Source organism: Prescottella equi, from assembly GCF_020171745.1.
In the GTDB taxonomy this organism is placed as follows: Bacteria; Actinomycetota; Actinomycetes; order Mycobacteriales; family Mycobacteriaceae; genus Prescottella; species Prescottella equi_A.
Map to the genome: position 1 here is coordinate 154,507 of NZ_JAIVAH010000007.1, position 24,890 is coordinate 179,396.

A 24,890-nucleotide genomic window follows, 5' to 3' on the forward strand; every position below is an offset into this window, starting at 1 on the left:
GAACTGATGCTCGATGTTCGCAGACTGAGGCTTCTGAGGGAACTTGCCCATCGCGGCACCATCGCGGCGGTCGCAGAGGCACTGGCGTACACGCCGTCCGCGGTATCGCAACAGCTTGCGGCGCTCGAACGCGAGGCCGGGCGCCCTCTGCTGACGCGCACGGGTCGCCGGGTGAGCCTCACACCCGCCGGTGCCGTACTCGTCGAGCACACCGAAGTGGTTCTGGCCGAACTGGAGCGAGCCGAGGCCGCACTCGCTGCCGGCGCAGAGGGCATGTCCGGGTCGGTGCGCCTGGGCACCTTCACCACGGCGCTGCAGACGGTGGTGCTGCCGGCCATGCTCGAAATCGCTCGCTCCGCAGGCAATCTCGATCTGTCCGTGACCGAGGTCGATCCTGCGGACGTACCGGACCTCCTGCGCAGCGATCATCTGGACATGGCGCTGGTGCACGAGTACGACAACGTCCCGTCCGCCATGGGCTCGGGCATCGAACTGGAACCGTTGCTCGACGAGGTCGTCTTCCTGGCGTCCCCGAGCACCCCCGACGGCAGCGGGATCGACGTGATCCGCGGCCACTCCGAAAGTCGCTGGATCGTCGGCAATCCCGGAACGCTCTGCCACACGATGGCGATCCGCACGTGTCAGTCCCAGGGCTTCGAACCCCGCGTCGCACATCGGGTCGACGACTTCACCGCCGTCCTGCGACTCGTCGCCGCGGGAGCCGGGGTGGCGCTGGTGCCGCAGCTGGGTGCCACCGAGGTCCCGGCTGGAGTGACGCTCACCGCGTTACCGATCAACAGGAAGACCCGCATCGCCTACCGCCGCGGTAGCCGATCGCGGCCGGCATTCGCCGCTGTCGGCACGGAACTTCATCGTGCAGCGCTTGCCTTCCCACGTCCCGGCGACGAACCCCACTACGCCTGACCGCCCGTCACTTCACCGAGCCGACGCTCGAGGTACTCGCGCTCGGGTGCGGTCCCCGCAGACTCGAGCGCGCACCGGTACGCGTCGGCGGCCTCGTCCCGGCGGCCGAGGTGGGCGAGGAGTTCTGCCCGGGCCGTCGCGTACGGGTGGTACGACGTCAACCGTGGCTCGTCGGCCAACTCGTCGAGCAGCGCCAGGCCGGCCTCCGGACCGTCCCGCATCGCGACTGCCACCGCACGATTCACGGCCACCACCGGCGACGGCACCAGTCGGAGCAGCACGTCGTACAAGGCCACGATCTGCGGCCAGTCGGTGCCTGCGACGTCGGGCGCCTCGTCGTGCAGCGCCGCGATCGCGGCCTGCACCCCGTAGACGCCGGGCGGGCCGCCGGTGAGGGCGACCAGCACCAGCGCGCTGCCCTCCTCGATCATCGGACGGTCCCAGACCGTGCGGTCCTGGTCGTCCAGCAGCACCATCTCGCCGCCCGGACCGGTCCGGGCGCCCCGACGGGCGTGCACGAGCAGCATCAGCGCCAGCAGTCCCGCCACCTCACGCTCGTCGGGCAACAGCCGGTGCAGGACGCGGGTCAACCGGATCGCTTCCTCGGCGACGTCGAGGCGCTGCAACGAAGGTCCGGCACTGGCCGCGTAGCCCTCGGTGAAGATCGAGTACAGCACCTGCAGGACACCGGGCAGCCGCTGCGGAAGCTCGTCGGCGCCCGGAACCCGGAAGGGGATCCGGAGATCCTGGATCCGCTTCTTGGCCCGCGTGATCCGCTTCGCCATCGTCGCGGTCGGCACGAGAAAAGCCCGAGCCACCTCGGGTGTCGTGAGGCCGGCGAGGCAGCGCAGCGTCAGCGCCGTGCGGTCCTCGGCCGGCAGCGCGGGGTGCGCGCACGTGAAGAACAGTTGGAGCCGCTCGTCGGGCAATTCGCCACCGGCGTCCGCGGCGGGAGCGGGATCGGCCCGATCCGCCTCCACCTGCAGCACCGCGATCCGCGCCGCGAGTACCTGGTCCCGGCGCAGACGGTCCACCGCCCGGCGCCGTGCGGTGGTCAGCAGCCACGCCCCCGGCTTGGACGGCACCCCGTCCACCGGCCAGTGCCGCAGCGCGGCCTCGATCGCCTCCGACGTGGCCTCCTCGGCCAGGTCGAGGTCGCCGAACCTGCTGACGAGGGCGGCGAGCAGGCGGCCGCGCTCCTCCCGGAAAACCTCCTCGACGGACGTCTCCGCGTCGGCCGCGCGGCCGCCGCCCTCCCTGCCCATCGGTCGTCAGTTGCCGAAATCGGCGATGGGGCGCACCACGATCCGCCCGCCGCCGCGCGATCCCGGGCAGCGCGCCGCCCAGTCGAGCGCGACATCGAGGTCCGGCACGTCGATGACGTAGAACCCGCCCAGGACCTCACGGGTCTCGGCGAACGGCCCGTCGGTGGCGATGGTGCGGGCGCCGTCCTCCCCCACCTGGATGCTGGTCGCGGTGACGAGGTCGGCCAGCGACTCCCCCGAGACGAAGATCCCGGCGTCCTTGACCTCCTTGTCGTAGACCATCCAGTCCTCGGGGGTGCAGCCACTGGCGGCATCGGCGGACTCGGCGTTGATCAGCAGCAGGTACTTCATGATCGGTTCCTCCTCGAGAGGTGCTCGTTGTTGCGGTACACCATGACGACGAACGAGGAGGCCCCGAAAGGACAGCGCCGGTGAACTTTCTTTCGCGCCGTCAGTCGAGCCCGCGCAGGAACTCGAGCATCGCGGTGTTGACCTGCTCGGCCGCCTCCATCTGCACGAAATGCCCGACGTCGGGGATCACGTGGGTCGAGCGCAGGCCGGGCACCATCGCGGCCATCGTCTCGAACGGATTCTCCCCCATCATCTCGAGCACCGGGTCCTTCGATCCGGCGATGAACGTCGTCGGGACGGTGATCGGACGCCCGTGCAGTTCCTCGTTCTGCTCCCACACGTAGTCGTCGGCGCGGTACCAGTTGAGCCCGCCCGTGAACCCGGTGCGCGTGAACTCGTCCACGTAGTAACCGAATTCCTCCTCGCTCAGCCACGACCACGGCAACGCGGGCGGTTCGGGCAGCACGTCGAGGTAGCCGTTGCCCTCGGACGGGAAGTCCCAGCAGTCGAGGTAGCGGTTGGCGCCGCTGAGCGCGTGGAAGATCTTGGACAGGAACTCGCGCGGATGGTCGCCGAGTTCCCGGTCGGCCGGACCGTACTCCTGGAAGTAGTGCAGGTGCACGAAATGCTGGGACGACATGTACCGGAAGCCGTCGGTGGGCCGGACGGGCGACCGCGGCATCCGGGGGACGCTCAACTGCATCAGGGCCCGCACCCTGCCCGGCGCCCAGTTGGGCAGGTCCCACACGAGTTGCGCGCCGAAGTCGTGGCCCGCGAACACCGCCTGCTCGATACCGAGCGCATCGAGCAGGCCGACCATGTCGTCGACGGTGTGCCGACGGTCGTACTCGCGGGGATCCGCCGGCACGTCGGTGCGGCCGTAGCCGCGCATGTCGGGGGCGATCACCCGGTAGCCGGCTTCGGACAGCGCCGACAGTTGGTGTCGCCAGCTGTACCAGAGTCCCGGAAAGCCGTGACACAGCACGATCGGGTCGCCTTCGCCCTGCTCGGCGATGTGCATGTCGATGTCCCCGACGCGTACCGTCCGGTGCGTGAGTGTCTTTGCAGGATCGGTCATTCCGGAATATTAGGTCACTTCAAACGCGGGCGGAGCCAATCGACGAGATCGTCGAGCACCTTCTCCTGCTCGGGTTCGTTGAACACCTCGTGGAACAGGCCGTCGTACGTCTTCAGCGTCAGATCCTTCGACCCGGCGTGTGCCGCGATCATCCGGCTGCCGGAGATGTCGGCGAGGTGGTCCTCGGTGCCGTGCAGGAGCAGGACGGGCAGGGTCAGCGACGGCAACCGCGCCGGAAAGCTCTCGGCGGCGAGGATCATGCCGCGGGCGATGCCCGCCTTGACCTTTCCGTGATGGACGAGAGGATCGGACTCGTACGCCGCGACCACCGCGGGATCGCGGGAGACCGACTTCGCGTCGAGTGTCTCGACAGGGATTCCGGGTGCGAACCGGCCCAGGATCTTGCCGATCTCGACCACGATCTTGGGCTTGCCGCCGACGACGTCGACGGCCGGCGCCGAGAGGATCAGACCCGACAGTTCGTCCTGGTGGTCGAGAGCGTACGACAGCGCGATCGCACCGCCCATGCTGTGTCCCAACAGGAACCGGTCGAGTCCCGGATTCTCGGCGGTGGCGATAGCCGACAGTTGGTGCAGGTCATCGATGAACTCCGACCAGTCGTGCAGCTCGATCCGCTTGCCGCCCGAGCGGCCGTGCCCGCGATGATCCGGCGCGTAGACGACCAGACCCAGCCCGACCAAACGTTCGACGACGTGACCGTAGCGGCGCGCATGCTCGCCCAGACCGTGCGCGAGCAGCAGGATGCCCGTCGGGGGACCGTCCGGACGCCAGACGTCGTACACGATGCGGGTGCCGTGCACCCCGGCGAATTCCGACTCTGTGTGCTGCACGAATGCGAGTCTAGGTCGGCAGACGGCGTTATGGGGCGCTTGTCGCCCGACGCTTGTCAGCCCGATCCGTCGGCGGCACGATGAAAGTGGCCGACAGGAGTCGCGATGAACACCACCGATGCCCCGTTTCTGAGGTACACCGACCAGACCGGGCACGCCCGGGAGGTGACACTGTCCGTCGACACCCCGCGCGTGACGGTGGGCCGGTCGTCGGACGCGGACGTCTCACTGGCCGCCGACCCGGAGGTCTCGCGCCTGCACGCGACGCTCGAGTGGATCGGCACGGACTGGACCATCGTCGACGACGGTCTGTCCCGCAACGGCACGTTCGTCAACGGCGAGCGCATCTCGGGCCGCAGGCGCCTGCGCAACGGCGACAGCATCCGGATCGGCAACTCGGCGTTCGTGTTCCGCGACCTGGCGGGGCAGGGCGGCGAGCCCACCCGGGTGGCCGCGGACATCCCGACGGTGCGCTCGCTCACCAAGACACAGCGGGAGATCCTGATCGCGCTGTGCCGGCCGTACAAGCACAATGCGGCGTTCGCGAACCCGGCGTCCAATCAGCAGGTCGCGGACGAGGTGTTCCTGAGCGTCGACGCGGTCAAGACGCACCTGCGCGCGCTGTTCGCGAAGTTCGGTGTGGAAAACCTGCCGCAGAACCAGAAGCGGTTGCGCCTGGTCGAGAAGGCGCTGCACAGCGGGGTGATCACCGAGCACGATCTGTGACCGGTCAGGCCGCGGCGCGCACGTCCGGCGTCACCTGCGCGCGCAAGCGGGTGAGCGCACGATGCTGCGCGATCCGCACCGCGCCGGGCGTCGTGCCGAGGGCGTCGGCGGTCTCGGTGGCCGACATGCCGCGCACGAGGCGCATGACGAGAATGTCGCGGTGCCGCGGCGGCAGGGTCTCGACGAGGCTGCGGGCCCATGCGCCTCGCTCACCGGCGATCGCGCGCTCCTCCGGGCCGGCCTCGGGGCACACCACCTCGCCCGCGTCCTCAAGCGGCGCGCACGCCTTCCCGGCGGCGCGGCGGGCGTCGATCACCTTGTGGCTCGCGATCGCGTAGACGTACGTCAGGAAGGACGCACCGCGGTCGCAGTAGCGCGGCAGCGCGGTCATCAGGGCGACGCACGCCTCGTGGGAGACGTCCTCGGCCACGGCCTGCAGGGTCCCGCGCCCGAGCCGGGCGAAGCAGTACCGGCGCACCAGGGGGTAGACGATCGCGAGCACCCGCTCGCGCGCCTCCCTGTCGCCGGCGACCGCACCCGGCACCCACTCCTGCAGCACCTCGCGGGCACGCTCGGCGGACATCTCGTTCTTCGCCGTCATGGTCGGCACGTATGCACGCATCTCGTATCTCCCGACGCGGACGGCGCGGTCGGCCGTCCCACGTCTTCGATCCTCGGCGCGTTGCGCGGCACCCGACAGGCACCCTCGGGTGGCAGTCCTCCACCCTGTTCCGCTTGTCGGAGTCCGCCGCTAGGGTTCCGGGCATGACCGTAGAGCAGAGCCTCGACGACCAATTCCTCACGGCCGCAGATCCTTATCGCCGCGAACTACTGGCCCACTGCTACCGCATGATGGGATCGATCCACGACGCGGAGGATCTGCTGCAGGAGACGATGGTGCGGGCGTGGCGCGGCTACGGAAAATTCGACGGCCGGTCGTCGATCCGCACGTGGCTGCACCGGATCGCGACCAACACGTGCCTGACGGCGCTCGAGGGCCGCGACCGCCGGCCGCTGCCCACCGGGCTGGGGGCACCCAGTTCGGATCCGTCGGAGGAGCTGGTCGAGCGCCGCGAGGTGCCGTGGCTCGAGCCGATCCCGGATTCGATGGTGTGGGGCGATTCCGGTTGGGGTGCGGACGATCCTGCGACGGTGGTCGCCGCACGCGAGTCGGTGCGGCTGGCGTTCGTCGCGGCGCTGCAGCACCTGTCGGCCCGGCAGCGCGCGGTGCTGGTGCTGCGCGACGTGCTGCAGTGGAAGGCCGCCGAGGTGGCCGACGCGCTGGGCACGTCCACCGCGGCCGTCAACAGCCTGCTGCAGCGGGCCCGCGCCCAGCTCTCCGAGGCCACGCCCAACCCGGACGCGCTGGTCGAACCGGACTCCGATCACACCCGCGAACTGCTGCGCCGGTACGTCGACGGGTTCGAGCGCTACGACATCGACGGACTCGTCGAGCTCTTCACGCGGGACGCGGTGTGGGAAATGCCGCCGTTCGTCGGCTGGTACGTCGGCGGCCCCGACATTGCCCGGCTCGTCAAGGAGAAGTGCCCGTCGGAGGGTCCGGGCGACATGCGCCTGCTGCCGGCGTCGGGCAACGGCCAGCCCGCGCTCGGCATGTACATGCGCGGACCGGACGGCGTGCACCGCCCGTTCCAGCTGCACGTCCTCGACATCACCGAGCGCGGGGTCTCCCACGTCACGTGCTTCTTCGACGTCGACCTGTTCGCGAGGTTCGGGCTGCCGCCGCAGCTCTGACGAACCCCGCGAACGTCGCCGTCACTGGCCGGCGGCGGCCGGATCCATCCACATGACCTCCCAGACGTGATTGTCGAGGTCGCGGAAGGACCGTCCGTACATGAAGCCGTGGTCCTGCGGGTCCATCCACTTGCTGCCGCCGGCCGCGATCGCGGCGTCCACGAGCGCGTCGACGCCGTCCCGGCTGTCCGCCGAGATGCACGTGAGCACCTCACGGCTCTTCGACGTGTCGCAGATGTCGTCGGCGATGAAGTCGCGGAAGCGGTCCTTCTGCAGCAGCATGATCCAGGCCGAGTCGTTGATCGCCATGCAGGCGGTCTTCTCGTCGCAGAACTGCTCGTTGAACTCGAAGCCGAGGCCACCGAAGAACGTACGGGTGGCGGCGACGTCCTCGACCGGCAGGTTGACGAAGATCAGACGGGACATGGGGGCTCTCCTTTGCGCGCGTGCGGGGTCGGGCCGAGCCCGATCGAGGCTCGCACAGATGACAGACCACCGCCGCGCCGAAAACTCATCGCGGCCGCAAACTCGTCGCGGCGGACCGCAGGGGCTAGGCACACGACCGGCGCGGTGGTCTGATGGATTCATGAGTGAGGACAAGCGACACTTCGTGGCGAGTCGACTCGACGGAATCGTCCACACGCTCGAACTGCAGGCGCCGACCGAGAGCGAGCCGTCACCGGTACCCACCGCGAACGGCTTCACGGGATCTCTCGCGGAGGCGCAGCGGCACCGGGCCGAACTGGAATCCGCGACACCCGCCCGCGTGGACGAGATCGCGGCCGGGTATCCGGAGATCGCGAAGGACTGGGCCCAGAAACAGTCGGCCTGAGCCCGAGACCTAGTACCCGTACGGGAAGGCCACGCCTGCGGCGTCGAGCCGCTTGACCCGGCGATGCTCCACGAGCACCAGCGCCGAACCGACCACCAGGCTCACCGCGCAGATGGTCCCGGCGATCCACGCCCATCCGGCGAACCCGTAGCCCGCGGCCACCAAGGCCATGCCCAGGGTCACGATCGCGATGCCGACCAGCGCGTAGCCGGGCCAGTTCCTGGTGTCCGCGATGGCCTCGCCCGGGTGGTCGTGTGCCACCGGGGCCGGGCGGGGAACGTTGTCGTAGTAGCTGTCGCTGTAGCTCACAAAAGCCTCCCGGTCCGAAAGTTCCGATTGCGCTCTCGTACTGCGGGCCGTGTCCCGTGCGGAACGTGGCGACGACGGCCTCGTGCCGATTCTCCACCCGGTGCGGGACCTTCCGCACGACTACGGCGGATCCGGCCACCCCAGGTGGTGAAAAGCCCACCCCTCGGTGATCCGACGGCCCCCTCGGGGAGCCTGTCGGCGCCTCCCCCGGACGACGAGATTGGAGTGAGCAGGAACGACGCGAACCCGGGAGGCCACCATGAGGACCAGCGCTCACGACCTCAGCCGTCGTCACGTCGTGGAGTCCGAGGACGGGGTGTCGCTCGCGGTGCGCGAGTACGGCCCGGCGGATGCCCCGGTCACCGCGGTGTTCGTGCACGGCCACTGCCTGCACACCCACTCGTGGGCGCGACTGCGCTCGCATCTCACCCGAGAGTGGGGCACCGCGGTCCGGATGGTCTTCTACGACCATCGCGGCCACGGCGAATCCGGTAGCGCCCCCGCACACACGTACACGATCGACCAGCTGGGCCGCGACCTCGACGCGGTGATCCGGAAGGCCGTCCCGACCGGACCCATCGTGCTGGTCGGCCATTCGATGGGCGGGATGACCGCGCTCGCCTACACCCGCCAGAACCCGGAGACCGTGGGCAACCGGATCGTCGGGGTGGGGCTGCTCTCGACGGCGGCCGGCGACATCACCCGTTCCGGTCTGGGGCGGTTCCTGCGGCACCCGCTCGTCTCCGCGTTCCAGTTCGGTGTCGAGCGCATGCCGCGGCTGAGCCAGCGTCTGATCAGCATGGTCCTCGACAACCCGACGTCGGTGGTGACGATGTACGGCTTCCTGCGGTCGTTCGTCGGATTCGACGAGTCGCATTCCCTCGCCGGACTGGCCGGGATTCCGTCGCTGGTCCTCGGTGGCACGTCCGACATGGTCACCCCGTTCGAGCACTCCGTCGCGATCGCGTCGAATCTCCCCGCCGCCGAACTGGTTCGGCTCGGCGGCGCGGGACACTCGGTGATCCTCGACCAGGCGCACGAGGTGGCGCACGCGTTGGTGCGACTCGTCGACCGTGCGGCGGCGCACCACGAGTCCCGTCAGCCCGCCGAGCCCTCCCTCGTACCGGCCAGCGCAGCCTGATGGGAAGCCGCGGCGTCCGCGAGGTCCCGCGCGTCGTCCGAGTCGGCGCCCCGACCGATCTCGACGGTGAACACCTCGTCCCATCGGACGAGTCTGTCGGGATCCCATCCCAGCAGCGCGCGGTCCAGGAGCAGCCGTTCGCGGACGCCCCGCGATCCCCGGACCCGTTCCTCCGCGACGGCGCCGACCCACGCGAGGATGTCTGCCGGGCGCAGCGTTCTCGACGTGGTCCGGTAGTGCGCCCAGGTGGCCTCGAGTACATCGGATTCGGCACAGTCCCTGAGTAATTCCGACCAGTAGTACTCACCCGGTTCGTCCGGGGCCGGGACCTGTTCGACGCCTGCGCGGATCCGCAGCACCTCCCGGCACGTGAACACGTCGACCGTCTTGACCGGCCTCACGACACGCTGGCCCGGACCGTGGCCTCGACGACCGATTCGAGCGCCAGCGCGCGAATGTCGCCCTTCGCGAGCTTCCCGCCGGACGAGCGCGGCAGTTCCTCGGCGACGACGAGGTGCTCGGGGAACAGCTCCTTCGACACCCCGCGGTTGCCGAGGTGCTCCACGAGATCCGCCAGCGTCAGCTCCCGGCCCGGCCGCAGACTCACCACCGCACACACGCGCTCACCGAAGACCGGATCGGGAACCGGGACGACACCCGCCAGATCGACCGCGGGGTGCGTCTCGACCTCCTGCTCCACCTGGGGTGCGGAGATGTTCTTGCCGCCGCGGATGATGATGTCCGACGTGCGCCCCACCGGGGTGAGGTAGTCGTCCTCGACGGTCACCAGATCGCCCATCAGCATCCAGCCGTCCTCCGTGAACAGCTCGGCGTTGGCGGCGGCGTCGTCGTAGTAACCGGCGCAGGTGAGCGGTCCACGCCCGGCAGGCCGGCCCGGGCCGCCGGTGTCGGTGACGTCGCGGCCGTCCCCGTCGAACAGGCGCACCTCCATCTCCGGGATCAGCCGCCCGGAGGTCCCGATGCGGCGCTCGAACGAGTCCTCGACACGGGTGACGCTGAACGCCCCGCTCTCGTTCGATCCGAAGAACTGCAGCACGGATGCCCCGGTCCGGTCCTCGAACTCGGCCGCGCGATCCGCCGGCACCGCCTCCCCGCCGGTGAACATCACCCGCAGCGACGACAGGTCCGCCTGCTCGGCCAGCGGCGAGTTCAGCAGCATCCGGAACTGGGTACTGACGCAGCACAGGACGGTGACCCGTTCCCGCTCGATCATCCGGATCATGCTCTCCACGTCGAACTTCGGCAGCACCACCGTGGGCACACCCAGCATGGTGGGGGCGTAGTGCGACGTCCACAGCCCGAACCCGAACGGGGCCGGGACCGCGCCGAAGAACACGTCGTCGCCCCGCAGGTGTCCGGCCTCGATCGCCAACCGACTGAACGCCATCCACCGGTTGTCGAACTGCGTCACGCACTTGGGGAGGCCCGTGGTTCCCGACGTCGAGTTGAGCAGGTTCAGGTCGTTGGGGCCGAAACTGCGGTTGTCGACGTCCGCGCGGTCCGCCCGGCCCGGCGCGATCAGAACCGCGGTGCGGCCCGAGACGTCGAAGACGCCCTCCACACCGCGCTCGGACATCACGACGTGGAAGTCGAGCGGGAGACCGAGGCCGCGCAGTTCGCGCACCAGCACCGACGACGAGCGACCCCCGAGCGCGTCGAGCGTGATCAACGTCCTGGCGCCGGTCTTGCGGACGAGGTGCGCGATCTCCCGGTCACCGGCGCGAGCACCGATCCCGACCGCCACCACGCCGGCGCGCGCGGTCGCGACCAGGGCAGCGTGGACGAGGAACGTATCGGGTAACTGGACCGCGACCCGCTCACCGAGCGGGATACCCAGCGCCACTAGGGTGGAGGCAAGCTCGTCGGCGACGGAATCATATGTTGCCCAGCTTGTTCGGCCGCTCGGAGTGATGTATGCGTCTGTGTCCGGCGTTCGGTTCGCGTGCTCGCGCACCATACGGTGCAGCGGTACGGTTCCCCACCATCCGGACTCCACGTAACGACCGACGCGTTCGGGGTCGATGAGGCTCATCTCGATCTCCTTGTCCGGGGACGACCACGTCCCCGCGGGTACTGACTTCGCTAACATTCAGAACTCAGGTGGCGGCTCCGGTCGGAGATCCGTCGTCAACCGGAAGGAAGTGACGCGGTGCCCCAGCAGGGACCGGACAGGAAGGCCCCCGCCGTCGACCCGGGCAGTCTCCGCTGGCGCAGGCTGGCCGAGATGGTGGCCGACCAGATCCGTGAGCGCATCCTCCGCGGCGACCTCGCCGAGGGCGATCTCCTGCCCAAGGAGGCCGAACTGCGCGAGCAGTACCCGGTCAACGTCCAGTCGCTGCGGGAGGCGCTGCGGATCCTCGAGGCCGAGGGCCTGGTGAAGGTCCGCCGCGGCAACCGGGGCGGCGCGGTGGTCCACCGGCCCACCCCCGGCAACGTCGCCTACAGCCTCTCGATGGTCCTCGCGATGTCGGGCACCGACATCGACGACGTGGGCCGCGCCCTCCACGAGGTCGAGCCCATGTGCGCCGCGCTGTGCGCCGAACGCGAGGACCGCGCCACCGAGGTGGTGCCGATCCTGCGCGCCCTGCACGAGGAGTCGCTCGCCAACGTCGACGACCTCGTGGCCGCGACCACACTGTCCCGGCGGTTCCACGAGGCCGTCGTCCAACTCTGCGGCAACCAGTCCCTGATCGTGCTCGCCGGCGCCCTCGAGTCGCTGTGGTCGAGCCACGTCACCGACTGGGCCAACCAGCGCGCCGACCCCGAGACGATCCCACCGACGGAGCGGGCCCAGGCCCTCGCCGTCCACGGCCAGATCCTGCAGTGCATCGAGGACGGCGACGCCGCGTCGGCACGGGTGATCGCCGCCCGGCACCTGAGGGACGTCCAGACGTACCCGCACGACCCGGACCGCCCGCACGTCCCTCTCGACCCGGCCGTGGCGCGGGACCGCCTCTTCTTCGGCTGACGGGATCCGGTCAGAAGCTGTTCGGATCGTCGATCACGCTCTGCGGCACCGGATGCCGGTACAGCTTGGACGCGTTCTCCCACGTGATCTTGCGCAACTCGTCGGCCGAGAGTCCCTTCATCGACTCGTTGACGACCTCCATCGTGCGGGGCCACAGGCTGTCGCTGTGCGGGTAGTCCTCCTCGAGGAGGATGTGGTCGATGCCGATGCGGTCGCGCAGCACCATCGTGGAGGGATCCTCCACGGCGCAGAACCAGAAGTTCCGCTTGAGCACGTCGGCCGGCGAGATGTCGATGCCGTCCCACGTGCCGTACATCGACGAGTACGTCGTCATGTGGTCGAGCCGATCGAGAAGTGCAGGAACCCAGCCGATTCCACCCTCGGACATCACGATCTTGATGTTCGGGAATCGGACCGGGATCTTCGAGAACAGCCAGTCGACGGTCGCGAACATCGCGTAGCCGAAGAACAGTGTGCCGGCGACGTCCGGCGGGGCGTCCTCGGACGTGCTCGGCGACGTGCTCGACGATCCGATGTGCAGATTGATGACCGTCTCGGTCTCCTCACACGCCCGCATGATCGGATCCCAGTGGCCCGAGTGCACCGACGGCAGGCCCAGCGCGTGCGGACCCTCGGAGAACGTCACGGCCTTGAAGCCGCGCTCGGCGTTGCGGTAGATCTCCTGGGCGCCGATCTCCGGGTCGAGGAAGTACGGGATCTGGCACGGGATGATGCGGTCCGGGTACGGCCCGGCCCAGTCCTCGAGGTGCCAGTCGTTGTATGCGCGGGTGGCCGCGAGCGCGAGTTCCTGGTCGCTCGTGCTCAACTGCAGGCGCTGACCGGCGAAGCCCGGGAGGAACGACGGAAAGTTCAGGGACGCATACACGCCCGAGAGGTTCATGTCCTTGACGCGGTGGTGGATGTCCCACGATCCGCGGCGCATGTCCTCGAAGCGCTGCGGATCGAAGCCCCACTCGTCGACCGGACGCCCGACGACGGCGTTGAAGCCGACGTTCGGGATCTCCTTGCCGTCGTACACCCAGATGTCGGCGCCGTCGCGGTGGATCACCTTGGGCGCCCGGTCCGCGAACTTGGCGGGCAGGCGACCCTCGAAGGTGTTCTTGGGTTCGACGATGTGGTCGTCGACCGAGATGAACGGGAAGGGCCGGTGCGCCTTCTCCGGTTCGGGCAGGAATGTGACCTTACCCTTGACGTTCGTCGTGAAGTCGGTGTTGTGGATCAGGTCGTCGAGACTGGCCATCGTGCACACTCCTCGGATGCTTGTGGTTCGTCGAATACGGCTGCGCTGCATGCGCAACCGTGAGCTTCATACGGATCTGAAAGTTGTCAGTCGAGAACGTCGGGCTCGGTGCGGATCAGCCTGCGGACCGCACCGGCCCAGTAGACGCCGGCCGCGCGCTCGACGAGCGCTTTCTGCATCGCGACGCGGATACTCTTCTCGATCGGCAAGGGGTCCTTACCGAGCAGCAGGATGTCGTACGCGAGCCGGCAGAAGCGGTCGATCGACGCCGCGCGGTACACCGCGAGCTCGACCGTGTCGGCGGTCGTGATGATGCCGTGGCTGGCGAGGATCACGTTGTTGCGGTCACCGATCATGTCGGCGAGATCGCGGCCCAGCGCGGCGTCGTCGACCTCGCCGGTGTATTCACTGACCAGCGAGAGGTCGTCGTCGTACAGGCTGCCGGTCTGGTGCGCGATCATCGGCAGCACGCCGACGGCGGCCAGCAGGGTCACGTAGTAGGGATGGTTGTGGATGACGACGCGGGCGTCGGGCCGACGGCGGTGCAGCTCGGTGTGGATGTGGTAGGCGGGGGTGACGTCCCACTTCCCCTCGATCACAGCACCGTTCGCGTCGACACGGCAGACGTCGGAGGCCGAGACCTCCTCCCACCACAGCCCCCACGGGTTGATGAGGAGACTGTCGTCGTCGCGATCCGCCCACGTGATGTGGCCGGCCATGTTCTCACTGAAGCCGTCATGGGCCAACGTGCGAAAGGCACACGCGAGCTTCTGCTCGTTGGTGAGTTCCACCCCGATGGGCGGCGTGACCCTGGGCTGCCAACCCTCCATCGAGTTCGATTCCTGCTCTGCAGAATTCGTCGGCTCGTCGAGCACGGTCACGGCGCCTCCTTGCGTCGAGAATGAACCACTTCGGGAACTACCGAAACTCTAACTTACAAAAGATAGCAATGTAAGCCCCATCTCATCCCGATCCGGAAACAGGCGCCGAGCCCCGGGAACGACGAAGCGCTCACCCCCGATCGAGGGTGAGCGCTTCCGGCAGAGCAGTTTTCGTTTCGGGTGGAATCGTCTAATCGGCGCCGAAGCCGGATGCCGGCCGCGTGAAGACCTCACGCAGCAGCGGCACGAAGGTGTCGATCGGCAGCGTGTCGTAGTTCGGATCGAACGACACCTGGTCCCATTCCGCGCAGAAGTGCGCACACGCATCGAAGTACGGGCTGTCCCGGTAGCGCTCGCGCGTGTCCGGATCCAGCCCGAGCCGATCCCAGTAGTGATAGCCCTGGAACACGCCGTGATGCTTGACCACCCAGGTGGCCTCGGCATCCAGGTAGGGCGCCACGATGGCTGCAGCGAGTTCGGAGTGATTCGCAGGCGCGATTGCGTCGCCGATGTCGTGCATCAGTGCCGCGACCACGAGATCGGTTCGCGCACCCTCGCGCAGCGCACGGGTCGCGGTCTGCAGCGAGTGCTCGTATCGGTCCACCTGGTAGCCGAGCGTGGGACCACGCAGCGCCTCGAGCATCTCGATCATCGTGTCCGGCAGTCGATCATTGAGAAATATCTTCGACTCCGCCACGATGAGCGCGATGTCCTCGGGGGTCGATTCGTCCATCCGCGTGAAGCTCACTTGCCGCTCACCCGACGTATCGATCGTCATGACACGAAACCCTTCCACTCGTCGCGGCCGCCGCATGCGCGTCGCCGCTAGTCCTACTATCTTTATATAGAAAGAGTCCGAGCTGCGGGCAAGATCGTGTCCCGCTGGGCAAGATCGCCCTTCCTCAACAGTGCTGTCGCGCGCGGCGCCGCTCAGGCCGACGAGAGCCGCAGCTCGTCCACGACACCCCGCAGGGCCTGCACTTCCCGCCGCAACTGCGCGAGTTCGTCCCCCGCACCGCGCTCCCGGACCGGATCGGAGTGCACGACCGCCGTCGGCGCCGGGGATCCTGACGCCCGGGCCGTGATGCCGTCGACGAACAGGTCCACCAACGTCGTCGACAGCATGATGTGATCGGCGTCGAGCGAGTCCCGGTGCCACCGCGTCGCGGTCCACACGATCTCCCGCAGCAGCCGCTGAAGCTGCGCGGACTCGAAGTCCTTCCGAAAGCTGTTCTCGGCGATACCGTTCGCGAGGATCCGAGACCACACGTCCTGAGCCTCGACGACACGCGCGTCGATGTGGAGGTACCCGGGCAGGGTCGGTAGGACGGAGAACTCCTTGTCGTAGATCTCCGACGCATGCGGATGGCGCACCGCGACCCGCAGCGAGACGTGGATCAGATCGCACAGCTGTTCCGGCGCCGCCACGGACCAGCGGATCTCGCTCGCATAACTGCACGTCAGGTCGTCGAGGAAGGCGATCAGGATCTCCGAGACCAGCTCGTCCTTGGACCCGAAGTAGTGGTACAGGCTGCCCGAGTGCAGCCCCACCTCGTCGGCGATGTCACGCACCGTGGTCGCAGCGACACCGCGCGACGAGAACATCCGGGCGGCACACGCGACGATCTCGGGGCGTCGACTGGGCGTCACTCGCGGCCGGCTCATCAGGCCTGCCCGTTCAGATCCTGGTCGCCCCACGCCTTCGGTGGCCGGGAGAAGACCTCCTCGAGCATCGGCATGAAGAACTCGAGCGGTTCCGAGTCGTAGTCGGGGTCGAACGACTCCTGGTCCCACGCGGCGCAGAAGTGCGCGCAGGTCTCGAAGTACGGCGAATCCCGGTACCGGTCACGGCTGTCCGTCGGTATGCCTAGCTTCTCGCCGTAGTGGTAGGTCTGGAAGACGCCGTGGTGCCGGACCACCCACACCGCCTCGTCGTCGAGCACCGGCCGCAGGATCGCCGCGGCCACCTCGCTGTGGTTGTCCGGGCAGAGGTCGTCGCCGATGTCGTGCAGCAGGGCCGCGACGACGAGGTCCACCCGGGCACCCTCCCGGTGGGCGCGCGTGGCCGACTGCAAAGAGTGCTCGTATCGGTCGACGCGATAGCCGAACGTGTATCCCCTCATCGACTCCAGTAGCCGCACAACGGTTCCGAGCCAGTGGTCGCGGCGGTGCCCGGAGGCCTCGTCCCGGATCAACTCCATCTCGGCGACGGTGGCGTCGTCCATCCTGGTGAATCCGACAGTTCGCGACTCGTGCACGTCTCGTCTCCCCTCGTGAGGCAGTGTGGCCTGGGTAACACTACGCAGCGGGACGATACCCGATCAATCAATTGATGGGGACCCAATCGATTGATTGACATTCGGCGCGTCCTGCCTCAACATGACTTCGCAATTACGGATCGATCCGAACGGAATCCGCTGCGGCCGAACAGTGCCCACCATCTCCACCGTTTCGAGAGCAAGCTCCCCACCCTCACGGGCAGTCTCCGAAGGAGAACGTCATGACCTCTTCCACCCCGACACCGCGAACGGACACGACCGTTCGGGGCAAAGCCCGGATGATCCTCGCGGTCAACATGGGCAACGCGCTCGAATGGTTCGACTGGACCGTTTTCGCGATCTTCGCGGTGTACTTCTCGAACCAGTTCTTCCACTCCGACAACGAGGTGTCGAACCTCCTGTCCACGATGGCAGTCTTCGCCGTCGGCTTCGTGATGCGACCGCTGGGCGGCCTGTTCTTCGGACTCATCGCCGACCGCCGCGGCCGGAAATTCGTCATGGTGCTGACGATGTCGCTCGTCGCCGCATCCAGCGTGCTCATCGCCGTAGCCCCCACCTACGGGCAGGTCGGGGCCTTCGCGTCGCTGTGGCTGCTGGTGGTGCGCTGCATCCAGGGCCTCGCGCACGGCGGCGAACAGGGCGGCTCGTACACCTACATCGCCGAGGTGGCGCGCCCCGACAACCGAGCCCTGTGGGGCAGCACCGTGATCATGTCGACGGTCGGCGGCACGGTGCTCGCCACCCTGCTCGGTGCCATCATGCGCACTGCCGTCGACTCGTCCACCATGTCCGACTGGGGCTGGCGCATCCCGTTCCTGATCGGCGGTCTCCTCGGCTTCTTCGCCCTCTACCTACGCCGCGGGCTCGCCGAGTCCGAGACGTTCGAGGACGCGTCGGAGGCCTCTCCCGCGCCGGAATCCCCAGTCAGGGCGGCCCTGCGCGACGTCTGGGCGCAGCGCGGATCGATCCTCCGGGTCGTCATTCTCGTCGGCGGCACCTCGGTGTTCTCCTACACGTGGTCGGTGAACGCGCCGGCGTACGCGATCAGCTTCCACGGAGTGGACGACCGGCTCGCGATGTGGTCGGGCGTGGTCGCGAACCTCGTGTTCATCGCCGCTCTGCCACTCGCCGCGATGCTCGCGGATCGCGTCGGACGCCGGGTGAACAACATGGTGTGGGGCATCGGCGTCGCGGTGCTGGCCTTCCCGCTGTCCGGACTGCTCGACGACTCCGCGATCACTCTCGTGACGGCGATGTCGCTGGCACTGGTCCTGCAGTCGTTCGCGGCGAGCACCCAGGTCGCGTGGTTCGCCGAACTGTTCGCCACCAAGTCGCGTGCGACGGGCACCGGCATCGCGGTCTCGCTCGCGGCGGCGGTGTTCGGCGGCACCGCGCCCTACCTGAACACCTGGCTCACCTCGCGGGGCTCGGCGGATCTCTTCACTTGGTACGTCGTGGCGCTGGCACTGTGTGTCGCTGTCGCGGCGTTCTTCACCCGGGAGACCAAGGGCATGTCGCTCACGGTCACCCACACCCCGAACCCGTCCACGACGACGGAATCGACGCCCGTCTGATCCAGGTTCGCATTCCCCTCCCGGACGCCGCGCGCCTGTGACAACATGTGCTGTCCGTGCACCTGGTCACGATTCGTGACCAGGTGCACGAGCAGGGTTTCGCAGCGGGGGCGAACCAATCGCACCGACGGGGGTCGGTGGACATGGGGAGTGTGTTGCTGTGGCAGTAGATCGATCGGCGATCGCGGCCGGCGGACGATTACCGCGGGCGGAGCGATTCCTGCTGAACCGCCCACGCCTGTTCCAGTTGTTGTCCGGACCGACGGCGCTGACCGTCGTCCGCGGGCCGCGCGGCGCAGGAAAGACGGCACTGCTGCGAACCTGGGCCCGGGTGCGGCCCGACTTCACCGGATCCGTGATCGATCCGGGCACTCCGTCGCCGGACACGTCGCCGAATGATTACTGGGACAGCGTGTCCCAGGAAATTGGCAGAACGACCCAGAGCGATTCCGACGACCCGATCGTCCTGCTGCTCGACGACGTCGACCGACTCCGCGGCCCGGACACGGAGTCCCACGTCCTCGCGCTACTCGACAGCGACGAACGCCTGCAAGTCGTCGTCACGACCCGATCGACGTCCGTGTTCGACGACGCCACGATGCTCGACGTCGACGGGCTGACGATCTCCCCCACGGATCTGCTGTTCACTCCCACCGAATCGCAGGCCGTGTTGCAGGCCCGCGGAATCGACCTGGCGCCACATCTTCTGGAGACGGTGCAGACCGTGACGGGCGGCTTTCCGCCGCTCGTGCAGGCCGCCGTCTCGGTCGCCCGCCCGTTCGGCACCGACTACGAGGAGAGCCGGGACCTCGCCCGCCGCGCGCTCGAGCGCTCGATCGATCGGTACGTCGAGCGCACGATCCTGAGCGACCCCGATCTGGCCGACCTGCGTCAGTTCATGCTCACGATCTCCGCGGCGCGGATCGTCACCGACGAGGTGGCCACTGTCCTCGCCGACGACGACGCCGCGCCGGAGCGGGTGCGGGCGCTCGAGGCCGCCGGCCTGCTGGTCCGTTCGACGTGGCCCCGGGACGGCGAATGGCGCTTCCCGCCGCCGATTCGCGAATCCCTGATGCGCGATCTGAGACTGGAGGCTCCGCAGGGGCCGCTGCGCGCGTCGGGCACCCTGGCCCGCTGGTTTCTCGGACGCGGCGAACTCGATCCTGCGCTCGCGCATGCCGTCGAGGGCCAGGACTGGGAGCTGACGGTCTCGATCCTCAAGTCCAACTGGGTCGAGCTGGTCTCGCGCCACTTCCGGTTGGTGCGTGAGTCTCTGCTGGCACTGCCCGCCGCGGCGGCCGCCGACGACCTGTCCATCAAGGCCGGGCGTGAACTGTTCCTGCGATTCGGCGCCGACTCGGCGGGCTTCGCGGCACCCACCGTCCCGTCGTACGACATCGAGGTCTCCGAGGCCGACATGTCGGTCGTCACCGAGACCCTCGCGGTCGGGACCGTGCAGTCACTGATCCTGCGGGTCGCGGGCGACTTCGAACGGGCCGACGAGATGACCGCGCAGCTGTCCGCGTTGGCGGACCGCGCGATCGAGGTGCAGCACGGCCAGCTCACCGAGTTCCTGCCGCTGCTGCGTCTGCAGTGGGGCATCACCCACCAGCTGCGGGGTGACCTCACGCGGGCGTCGACCGAGCTGCGCCGCGCGCACCACGGCAACCGCCCCGCCGGGACCGACTTCATCGCCCGGAACGCGGCCGGCAACCTCGCCCTCGGTTACGCCCTCACGGGCGAACTGACCCACGCAGACTCCTGGCTGGACCGCGAACGGCGCTACGACGACTCGGGGTCGGGGATGTCGTCGATGGTCCGGGTCGGCGGCCTCGTCGCGTCCGCGCTGGTCGCGCTGGACCGCATGGACGTCACGCTCGCCGCAAAGGCCCTCGCCGAGCTCGGCGATCTGCCCGACGACGAGGAGTTGTGGGCGTTCGCGCTGTACGCGCACTGCCAGCTGGCCCTCGTGACGGGCAACGCGGAGCAGGGCCTGGACCGGCTGCATCGCGCGACCGCGGTGTACGACAGGTGGTTCACGTCCGGGTCGGTCGCGGCGCCGCTGCTCGCCGCGACCGAGGCCGATCTGTTCTCGGCACTCGGCCGCGGCAACGACACGTGGGCTGCGCTCGAGCAGGCCCGCGGACGCGGCCCGTGGACGGCGATCGCCCGGGCCCGGATGGACCTGGCGAGCGGCTATCCCGCGTCCGCGCTCGCCGGCTGCGCCCGACCGGTGATCGCGAACTGTCCGCATCCGCGGATCCGGATGGAGTCGGCACTGCTGCAGTCCGTCGCGCACCTGGACATGGGGAACACGGAACCGGCCGTGACGCTGCTGCAGCGCGCGGGCGCGCTGTTCGAGCAGACCGGGCTGGTCCGCCCGTTCGCGTCGCTGTCCGCGAATGCCGTCGAACGTCTCGTCGGCCTGGGCGTGGACCTCCCCGAGGCGTGGCCGGCGTCGGCGCCCCCGGTCGGTCGCGAGGTGTTTCCCGAGCGGATCCGCATGGTCGGCATCAGCGACCGCGAGTCCGCGGTCCTCGAGGCGCTGGCGTCGACGCCGTCGGTCGCGGAGATCGCCGGACAGCTCTACGTCTCGCAGAACACCGTCAAGACGCAGCTGCGCAGCCTGTACCGCAAGCTCGGCGTCCATTCGCGGGCCGACGCACTGCTGACCGCGACCCGGCTGGGATTGCTCGCGAGCCGGCACGACACCGACGGCTGACGCGCCCGGACCCGGGTGGGAATAGATCGAGTTCGAGGTTGTTGAGCTACGGTGAACTAGTTGAATCATCAACTAACCGCTCGGAGGAGACCCGAATGCCCGCCGTGACCGTCGACAACATCCTCGCGCTGCCGCGCATCGAAGCCGTGGATCCGACCGCCGTGGACCGCCCCGTCCGGGGCATCGTCACCGCGCCCGTCGGCTACGAGGGCGAGGGCTTCCCCGTCCGCCGCGCCTTCGCCGGCATCGACCTCGCACAGCTCGACCCGTTCATCCACATGGACCAGATGGGTGAGGTGAACTACGCCCCCGGCGAGCCCAAGGGCACCCCGTGGCACCCGCACCGCGGCTTCGAGACCGTCACCTACATGATCGACGGGATCATGGAGCACCAGGACTCCAACGGCGGCGGCGGCATCATCGGCGGCGGCGACACCCAGTGGATGACCGCCGGTGGCGGCATCCTCCACATCGAGGCTCCGCCGGAGCACCTGGTGATGAGCGGCGGCCTGTTCCACGGCGTCCAGCTGTGGGTCAACCTGCCCAAGAGCAACAAGATGGCGGCGCCCCGCTACCAGGACATCACCGGCAGCAAGGTCGCCCTCGCGTCGAGCGCCGACGGCGGTGCCCTGATCCGCGTCATCGCCGGCGAGATCGCCGGGCACCAGGGCCCCGGATCGACGTACACCCCCATCGCGCTGTCGCACACGACCGTCGCACCGGGGGCGAGCGTGACGCTGCCGTGGAACCGCGACTTCAACGCCCTCGTCTACGTGCTCGCGGGCGACGGATTCGTCGGCGCCGAGAAGCGGCCGATCTCGTCGGGCCAGACCGCGGTGCTCGGCCGTGGCGACTCGATCACGATCGCGGCCGCCGACGTCCAGGACTCGCGCACCGAGTCGCTCGAGGTGTTCATCCTGGGCGGGCAGCCGATCCGCGAGCCCGTCGCGATGGCCGGCCCGTTCGTCATGAACACCAAGGCCGAGGTCATCCAGGCGTTCGAGGACTACCAGGCCGGCCGACTGGGCTCCATCCCGGCAGCCCACGAAACCCTGAACTGAATGCCGTTGCCGGACAGTCGATCACATCGGTCGAACGACCGACCGATTGTGGTCGACTTCCGGCCCGACACTCGTCCGTGAACAGTCCGAGACCGAACCGACACCACTGATTCGGCGCCGACGGGTCCCAGTTCGTACCCTGGTGACTCGACAGCGCGAACGCCGTGGAGCAACTCCGACCGTGTCTGTCAGCGAGGAGGACCGCATGCCAGCTCTCACCACCCCCCACGTCGACGTCCACCGCTCGGGCGACCGTCTCAAGACCCGGATCCCGTGGCTGGACTCCAAGCACTCCTTCTCGTTCGGGCAGCACTACGATCCGGACAACACCCACCACGGGCTGCTGCTCGTCAACAACGACGACATCGTCCAGCCGGGTCAGGGCTTCGACACCCACCCCCACAAGGACATGGAGATCGTCACCTGGGTGCTGCGGGGGTCGCTGGTGCACCAGGACTCGATCGGACACTCGGGGGTCATCTACCCGGGTCTCGCGCAGCGAATGAGCGCGGGCACCGGCATCCTGCACTCCGAGAAGAACGACTCGTGGCGGGTGCAGGGTGACGAGCACGAGGAGCCCGTGCACTTCGTGCAGATGTGGGTCGTGCCCGACGAGCCGGGCATCACCCCCGGCTACGAACAGCTCGAGATCGACGCCGAACTCCTCGCCGGCGGGCTGGTCCCGGTCGCGTCGGGCATGCCGCAGCACCGTGACCACGCGGCCATCCGGATCAAGAACAAGTACGCGTCGCTGCACGCCGCCCGCCTGCAGCCGGGCAAGGCTGTCCGCATCCCCGAGGCGCCGTTCGTGCACGTGTTCGTCGCACAGGGCACCGCGGAGATGGAGGGCGTCGGAACCCTGTACGAGGGCGACGCGGTCCGGCTCAGCGCGTCCGGCGGACAGCAGATCACCAGCGAGACCGGTGCCGAGATCCTCGTCTGGGAGATGCACGCGCGTCTCGGCGGGTGAGAATCACCCATTGCCGGGTCGGCTTCGCCTGCTAGCCAGGAAGCATGACTTCGGTATCGGTCGCACCACGCGGCATCGACCCGCTCAACACCGTGATGGGTGTGCGCACCCTCGCGATGAACGCCGCGGGTGCACGCTTCGAGCAGTCCGTCGGCCCGCGGTTCCACGACCACCGCGGGCTGACGACGCTCGGATCGGTGGGCGTCGTCGCCGACGACGCGGTCGCCGGGGCGTTCTACGCAGCCGTTCCGGCGGGCAGCCGCACCGTCGTCTCGCAGTTGGTCGTGACGGCCGCGGCGCCGCTGCCGCGAACCGGCGACGTGACCGCGTCCGCCTCCGCGACGCACCTCGATCTCGACAGCGGCACCGGCGTCACCAGCGGCGATATCCGCAACCCGGACGGCCGGATCGCCGCGCTGCTGCGGGCGCGCAGCTTCATCGTCTCCCGGCCGTCGCAGGTCGACGTGCACTACGGCCCGGCCGCCGACCTCGTGGTCCCCGAACCCGAGGCCTCGACGTCGCCGGACGAACTCGCGACGCTGCCGGGACTCGCGATCGTCGCGGGGATCGCCGGCGGCAGCGTGCGCCGGGGACCGCTCGCCGGTCTCGTCGACCTGACGGTGGAGACGTCGGCGCGTGGCGCCGTCACCGCCCGCATGACGCCCGGGTCCTGGATGAGCAACGAGATCGGCACGGTGCAGGGCGGCGTCCTCCTCACGGTCGCCGACCTCGCCGCTGGGCTCGCGGCGCAGACCCTCACCGAGCCGGGCCGCTCGTTCCGGATCCTCGACGCGCACCTCGACCTCGTCCGATCCCCCGCCGTCGACGGTCCCCCGATCCGGGTCGAGTCCGAGGTCGTGCGGGCCGGTCGTCGGCTCGCCCTGATCGAGACACGATTGTTCGGCGCGGACGGCGGACTGCTCGTGTCCGCCCGGGCGAGCGCGCAACTGGGATAGCGGTTCGGTGGCCGCGGGCGGTGGTGGTACACAGGTGCAATGACCCAGACTGCCGCCGATCCGAGCACCGCACCCGAGCTGGTCGACCGGCTCAACCTGTTCATGGGTGTCGGGGCGCGGGAGATCCGGCCCGGACACCTCGTGCTCGCGCAGGAGGTCGGCGCGCGCTTCCACGACCATCGCGGACAGACGATCCTCGGCTCGGTCGGTGTGCTCGCCGACGCGTGCCCGGGCGGCTCGCTGGGCAACTCGATCCCCGCCGACGCCGGCATGGTGCTGTCGCAGATCTCCGCGACGCTGGCCGCGCCGATGCCGACCCACGGAACTGTCGTCTCGACCGGCGACGTCGTGAACCTCGATCTCGACAGCGGCATCGGACTCGCGGCCGGCGCCATGCACGACGGCGACGGCACCACGGTCGCGGTCCTGCAGTCGCGCGGCGTCTTCGTCACGCGGCCCCGCGCGAACGCCGACGCGGTGTTGAGCGGTCAGCGCCTCCCGGTGCCCGCGCCCGAGCCGTGCGCCGCCCCGGACGAACTGGCCGGCCGCGGCGGCCTGGACATCGTCGACGGCATCGCATCGGAGCGGATCGCGCGCGGCCCCCTCGCCGGGCTGCTCGACCTGCGCCTGGCGGACGTCGAACGCGGTTCGCTGACAGCGACATTCGCGCCGCAGGACTGGATGAGCAACTACCTGGGCTCGATCCAGGGCGGCATCCTGATCACCGCGGCCGACCTCGTGAACGGTCTCGTCGCGCAGACCCTCACCGCCGCCGATCAGCGATACCGGATCCTGGACCTGCGCATCGACTTCGTCCGCTCCCCCGCCACCGACGGCCCCGCCATCCGCGCGGAGGCCGAGGTCGTCCGGGCCGGACGCCGCCTCGCGCTGATCGAGTCCCGACTGCTCGACGCCTCCGGTCAGGTGCTCATCCGGGCCGCGGCGAGCGCACAGTTGTCCTGACG

The 24,890-nt window shown here is 69.0% G+C and carries 26 protein-coding genes; 12 read left to right on the forward strand and 14 right to left on the reverse strand.

All coding sequences use genetic code 11. The features are described 5' to 3' along the window. The first annotated feature begins 6 nt into the window (after positions 1-6). Positions 7-924, forward strand: coding sequence for a LysR family transcriptional regulator (locus LCL87_RS05860; protein ID WP_225017603.1), 918 nt, complete (start codon positions 7-9; stop codon positions 922-924). On the opposite strand, the gene LCL87_RS05865 is transcribed toward LCL87_RS05860, so the two are convergent. From LCL87_RS05865 to LCL87_RS05880, 4 genes are all read right to left on the reverse strand, one after another. Further along, a complete protein-coding gene (locus tag LCL87_RS05865) occupies positions 915-2,189 on the reverse strand; it encodes a DUF6596 domain-containing protein (protein WP_225017605.1) in 1,275 nt (424 codons plus the stop codon). The genes LCL87_RS05860 and LCL87_RS05865 overlap by 10 nt on opposite strands. Positions 2,190-2,195: 6 nt before the next feature. Next, a complete protein-coding gene (locus LCL87_RS05870) occupies positions 2,196-2,540 on the reverse strand; it encodes a YciI family protein (RefSeq protein ID WP_225017607.1) in 345 nt (114 codons plus the stop codon). Between the two features lie 100 nt (positions 2,541-2,640). Then, on the reverse strand, positions 2,641-3,618 hold the full coding sequence (locus LCL87_RS05875) for an alpha/beta fold hydrolase (RefSeq protein WP_225017609.1): 978 nt from the start codon (positions 3,616-3,618) through the stop codon (positions 2,641-2,643). A 14-nt stretch (positions 3,619-3,632) separates the two neighbouring features. Beyond that, positions 3,633-4,469 (reverse strand): alpha/beta hydrolase, encoded by an 837-nt coding sequence (locus tag LCL87_RS05880; protein WP_225017611.1) that lies wholly within the window; start codon positions 4,467-4,469, stop codon positions 3,633-3,635. 105 nt (positions 4,470-4,574) lie between these two features. Here LCL87_RS05880 and LCL87_RS05885 point away from each other — a divergent pair, with 105 nt between their 5' ends. Further along, positions 4,575-5,195, forward strand: a complete 621-nt coding sequence (locus LCL87_RS05885) for an FHA domain-containing protein (RefSeq protein WP_225017612.1) — start codon at positions 4,575-4,577, stop codon at positions 5,193-5,195. Positions 5,196-5,199: 4 nt separating this feature from the next. Here the strand turns inward: LCL87_RS05885 and shbA are convergent, their stop codons facing one another. Beyond that, positions 5,200-5,817 carry an RNA polymerase sigma factor ShbA gene (shbA, locus tag LCL87_RS05890; RefSeq protein WP_510850696.1) on the reverse strand — a complete coding sequence of 206 codons (618 nt, stop codon included), beginning with the start codon at positions 5,815-5,817 and terminating at the stop codon, positions 5,200-5,202. A 143-nt stretch (positions 5,818-5,960) separates the two neighbouring features. On the opposite strand from shbA, the gene LCL87_RS05895 reads away from it, so the two are divergent. After that, positions 5,961-6,950 carry a sigma-70 family RNA polymerase sigma factor gene (locus LCL87_RS05895; protein WP_225017615.1) on the forward strand — a complete coding sequence of 330 codons (990 nt, stop codon included), beginning with the start codon at positions 5,961-5,963 and terminating at the stop codon, positions 6,948-6,950. A 21-nt stretch (positions 6,951-6,971) separates the two neighbouring features. Here the strand turns inward: LCL87_RS05895 and LCL87_RS05900 are convergent, their stop codons facing one another. After that, positions 6,972-7,376: a VOC family protein gene (locus LCL87_RS05900; RefSeq protein ID WP_225017617.1), complete on the reverse strand. Its 405-nt coding sequence runs from the start codon at positions 7,374-7,376 to the stop codon at positions 6,972-6,974. A gap of 160 nt (positions 7,377-7,536) precedes the next feature. On the opposite strand from LCL87_RS05900, the gene LCL87_RS05905 reads away from it, so the two are divergent. After that, positions 7,537-7,782, forward strand: coding sequence for a hypothetical protein (locus tag LCL87_RS05905; RefSeq protein ID WP_225017625.1), 246 nt, complete (start codon positions 7,537-7,539; stop codon positions 7,780-7,782). Between the two features lie 9 nt (positions 7,783-7,791). Here LCL87_RS05905 and LCL87_RS05910 read toward each other — a convergent pair whose 3' ends face one another. Further along, positions 7,792-8,091, reverse strand: a complete 300-nt coding sequence (locus LCL87_RS05910) for a hypothetical protein (RefSeq protein ID WP_225017627.1) — start codon at positions 8,089-8,091, stop codon at positions 7,792-7,794. Positions 8,092-8,350: 259 nt separating this feature from the next. Between LCL87_RS05910 and LCL87_RS05915 the strand changes: the two genes are divergently transcribed. Next, positions 8,351-9,232 carry an alpha/beta hydrolase gene (locus LCL87_RS05915; RefSeq protein ID WP_225017629.1) on the forward strand — a complete coding sequence of 294 codons (882 nt, stop codon included), beginning with the start codon at positions 8,351-8,353 and terminating at the stop codon, positions 9,230-9,232. Here LCL87_RS05915 and LCL87_RS05920 read toward each other — a convergent pair. Next, positions 9,190-9,633 carry a hypothetical protein gene (locus LCL87_RS05920; RefSeq protein WP_225017630.1) on the reverse strand — a complete coding sequence of 148 codons (444 nt, stop codon included), beginning with the start codon at positions 9,631-9,633 and terminating at the stop codon, positions 9,190-9,192. The two genes, LCL87_RS05915 and LCL87_RS05920, sit on opposite strands and share 43 nt — an antisense overlap. Continuing rightward, the gene (locus tag LCL87_RS05925; RefSeq protein ID WP_510850697.1) at positions 9,630-11,342 is read right to left on the reverse strand and encodes a class I adenylate-forming enzyme family protein; all 1,713 of its coding nucleotides are present in this window, start codon (positions 11,340-11,342) and stop codon (positions 9,630-9,632) included. The genes LCL87_RS05920 and LCL87_RS05925 overlap by 4 nt, the downstream gene beginning before the upstream one ends. Positions 11,343-11,402: 60 nt before the next feature. On the opposite strand from LCL87_RS05925, the gene LCL87_RS05930 reads away from it, so the two are divergent. Then, positions 11,403-12,221, forward strand: a complete 819-nt coding sequence (locus LCL87_RS05930) for a GntR family transcriptional regulator (RefSeq protein WP_225017635.1) — start codon at positions 11,403-11,405, stop codon at positions 12,219-12,221. A gap of 10 nt (positions 12,222-12,231) precedes the next feature. Here LCL87_RS05930 and LCL87_RS05935 read toward each other — a convergent pair whose 3' ends face one another. The 5 genes from LCL87_RS05935 to LCL87_RS05955 form a co-directional block, all read right to left on the reverse strand. Then, positions 12,232-13,482, reverse strand: a complete 1,251-nt coding sequence (locus LCL87_RS05935; protein ID WP_225017637.1) for an amidohydrolase family protein — start codon at positions 13,480-13,482, stop codon at positions 12,232-12,234. 86 nt (positions 13,483-13,568) lie between these two features. Next, positions 13,569-14,312 (reverse strand): class II aldolase/adducin family protein, encoded by a 744-nt coding sequence (locus tag LCL87_RS05940; protein ID WP_225017897.1) that lies wholly within the window; start codon positions 14,310-14,312, stop codon positions 13,569-13,571. Between the two features lie 241 nt (positions 14,313-14,553). After that, positions 14,554-15,141, reverse strand: coding sequence for an HD domain-containing protein (locus LCL87_RS05945; protein WP_225017639.1), 588 nt, complete (start codon positions 15,139-15,141; stop codon positions 14,554-14,556). A 152-nt stretch (positions 15,142-15,293) separates the two neighbouring features. Continuing rightward, positions 15,294-16,028 carry a TetR/AcrR family transcriptional regulator gene (locus tag LCL87_RS05950; protein ID WP_225017641.1) on the reverse strand — a complete coding sequence of 245 codons (735 nt, stop codon included), beginning with the start codon at positions 16,026-16,028 and terminating at the stop codon, positions 15,294-15,296. After that, positions 16,028-16,621 carry an HD domain-containing protein gene (locus LCL87_RS05955; RefSeq protein ID WP_225017643.1) on the reverse strand — a complete coding sequence of 198 codons (594 nt, stop codon included), beginning with the start codon at positions 16,619-16,621 and terminating at the stop codon, positions 16,028-16,030. The genes LCL87_RS05950 and LCL87_RS05955 overlap by 1 nt, the downstream gene beginning before the upstream one ends. Positions 16,622-16,863: 242 nt before the next feature. Between LCL87_RS05955 and LCL87_RS05960 the strand changes: the two genes are divergently transcribed. From LCL87_RS05960 to LCL87_RS05985, 6 genes are all read left to right on the forward strand, one after another. Next, on the forward strand, positions 16,864-18,216 hold the full coding sequence (locus LCL87_RS05960) for an MFS transporter (RefSeq protein ID WP_225017645.1): 1,353 nt from the start codon (positions 16,864-16,866) through the stop codon (positions 18,214-18,216). A 160-nt stretch (positions 18,217-18,376) separates the two neighbouring features. Next, positions 18,377-20,938, forward strand: a complete 2,562-nt coding sequence (locus LCL87_RS05965) for a LuxR C-terminal-related transcriptional regulator (protein ID WP_225017647.1) — start codon at positions 18,377-18,379, stop codon at positions 20,936-20,938. 95 nt (positions 20,939-21,033) lie between these two features. Beyond that, a complete protein-coding gene (locus LCL87_RS05970) occupies positions 21,034-21,999 on the forward strand; it encodes a pirin family protein (RefSeq protein WP_225017649.1) in 966 nt (321 codons plus the stop codon). 205 nt (positions 22,000-22,204) lie between these two features. Next, the gene (locus tag LCL87_RS05975) at positions 22,205-22,969 is read left to right on the forward strand and encodes a pirin family protein (protein ID WP_225017651.1); all 765 of its coding nucleotides are present in this window, start codon (positions 22,205-22,207) and stop codon (positions 22,967-22,969) included. A gap of 44 nt (positions 22,970-23,013) precedes the next feature. Beyond that, positions 23,014-23,925, forward strand: coding sequence for a hotdog domain-containing protein (locus LCL87_RS05980; protein WP_225017653.1), 912 nt, complete (start codon positions 23,014-23,016; stop codon positions 23,923-23,925). A gap of 39 nt (positions 23,926-23,964) precedes the next feature. Continuing rightward, positions 23,965-24,888 (forward strand): PaaI family thioesterase, encoded by a 924-nt coding sequence (locus LCL87_RS05985; protein ID WP_225017654.1) that lies wholly within the window; start codon positions 23,965-23,967, stop codon positions 24,886-24,888. Positions 24,889-24,890: the final 2 nt, after the last annotated feature.

Coding starts and splice junctions, on each gene's coding strand:
- LCL87_RS05860 (WP_225017603.1), top strand. CDS start 7: ATGCTCGATGTTCGCAGACTGAGGCTTCTGAGGGAACTTGCCCATCGC.
- LCL87_RS05865 (WP_225017605.1), bottom strand. CDS start 2,189: ATGGGCAGGGAGGGCGGCGGCCGCGCGGCCGACGCGGAGACGTCCGTC.
- LCL87_RS05870 (WP_225017607.1), bottom strand. CDS start 2,540: ATGAAGTACCTGCTGCTGATCAACGCCGAGTCCGCCGATGCCGCCAGT.
- LCL87_RS05875 (WP_225017609.1), bottom strand. CDS start 3,618: ATGACCGATCCTGCAAAGACACTCACGCACCGGACGGTACGCGTCGGG.
- LCL87_RS05885 (WP_225017612.1), top strand. CDS start 4,575: ATGAACACCACCGATGCCCCGTTTCTGAGGTACACCGACCAGACCGGG.
- shbA (WP_510850696.1), bottom strand. CDS start 5,817: ATGCGTGCATACGTGCCGACCATGACGGCGAAGAACGAGATGTCCGCC.
- LCL87_RS05895 (WP_225017615.1), top strand. CDS start 5,961: ATGACCGTAGAGCAGAGCCTCGACGACCAATTCCTCACGGCCGCAGAT.
- LCL87_RS05900 (WP_225017617.1), bottom strand. CDS start 7,376: ATGTCCCGTCTGATCTTCGTCAACCTGCCGGTCGAGGACGTCGCCGCC.
- LCL87_RS05905 (WP_225017625.1), top strand. CDS start 7,537: ATGAGTGAGGACAAGCGACACTTCGTGGCGAGTCGACTCGACGGAATC.
- LCL87_RS05915 (WP_225017629.1), top strand. CDS start 8,351: ATGAGGACCAGCGCTCACGACCTCAGCCGTCGTCACGTCGTGGAGTCC.
- LCL87_RS05925 (WP_510850697.1), bottom strand. CDS start 11,342: ATGTTAGCGAAGTCAGTACCCGCGGGGACGTGGTCGTCCCCGGACAAG.
- LCL87_RS05935 (WP_225017637.1), bottom strand. CDS start 13,482: ATGGCCAGTCTCGACGACCTGATCCACAACACCGACTTCACGACGAAC.
- LCL87_RS05940 (WP_225017897.1), bottom strand. CDS start 14,312: ATGGAGGGTTGGCAGCCCAGGGTCACGCCGCCCATCGGGGTGGAACTC.
- LCL87_RS05945 (WP_225017639.1), bottom strand. CDS start 15,141: ATGACGATCGATACGTCGGGTGAGCGGCAAGTGAGCTTCACGCGGATG.
- LCL87_RS05950 (WP_225017641.1), bottom strand. CDS start 16,028: ATGAGCCGGCCGCGAGTGACGCCCAGTCGACGCCCCGAGATCGTCGCG.
- LCL87_RS05960 (WP_225017645.1), top strand. CDS start 16,864: ATGACCTCTTCCACCCCGACACCGCGAACGGACACGACCGTTCGGGGC.
- LCL87_RS05970 (WP_225017649.1), top strand. CDS start 21,034: ATGCCCGCCGTGACCGTCGACAACATCCTCGCGCTGCCGCGCATCGAA.
- LCL87_RS05975 (WP_225017651.1), top strand. CDS start 22,205: ATGCCAGCTCTCACCACCCCCCACGTCGACGTCCACCGCTCGGGCGAC.
- LCL87_RS05980 (WP_225017653.1), top strand. CDS start 23,014: ATGACTTCGGTATCGGTCGCACCACGCGGCATCGACCCGCTCAACACC.
- LCL87_RS05985 (WP_225017654.1), top strand. CDS start 23,965: ATGACCCAGACTGCCGCCGATCCGAGCACCGCACCCGAGCTGGTCGAC.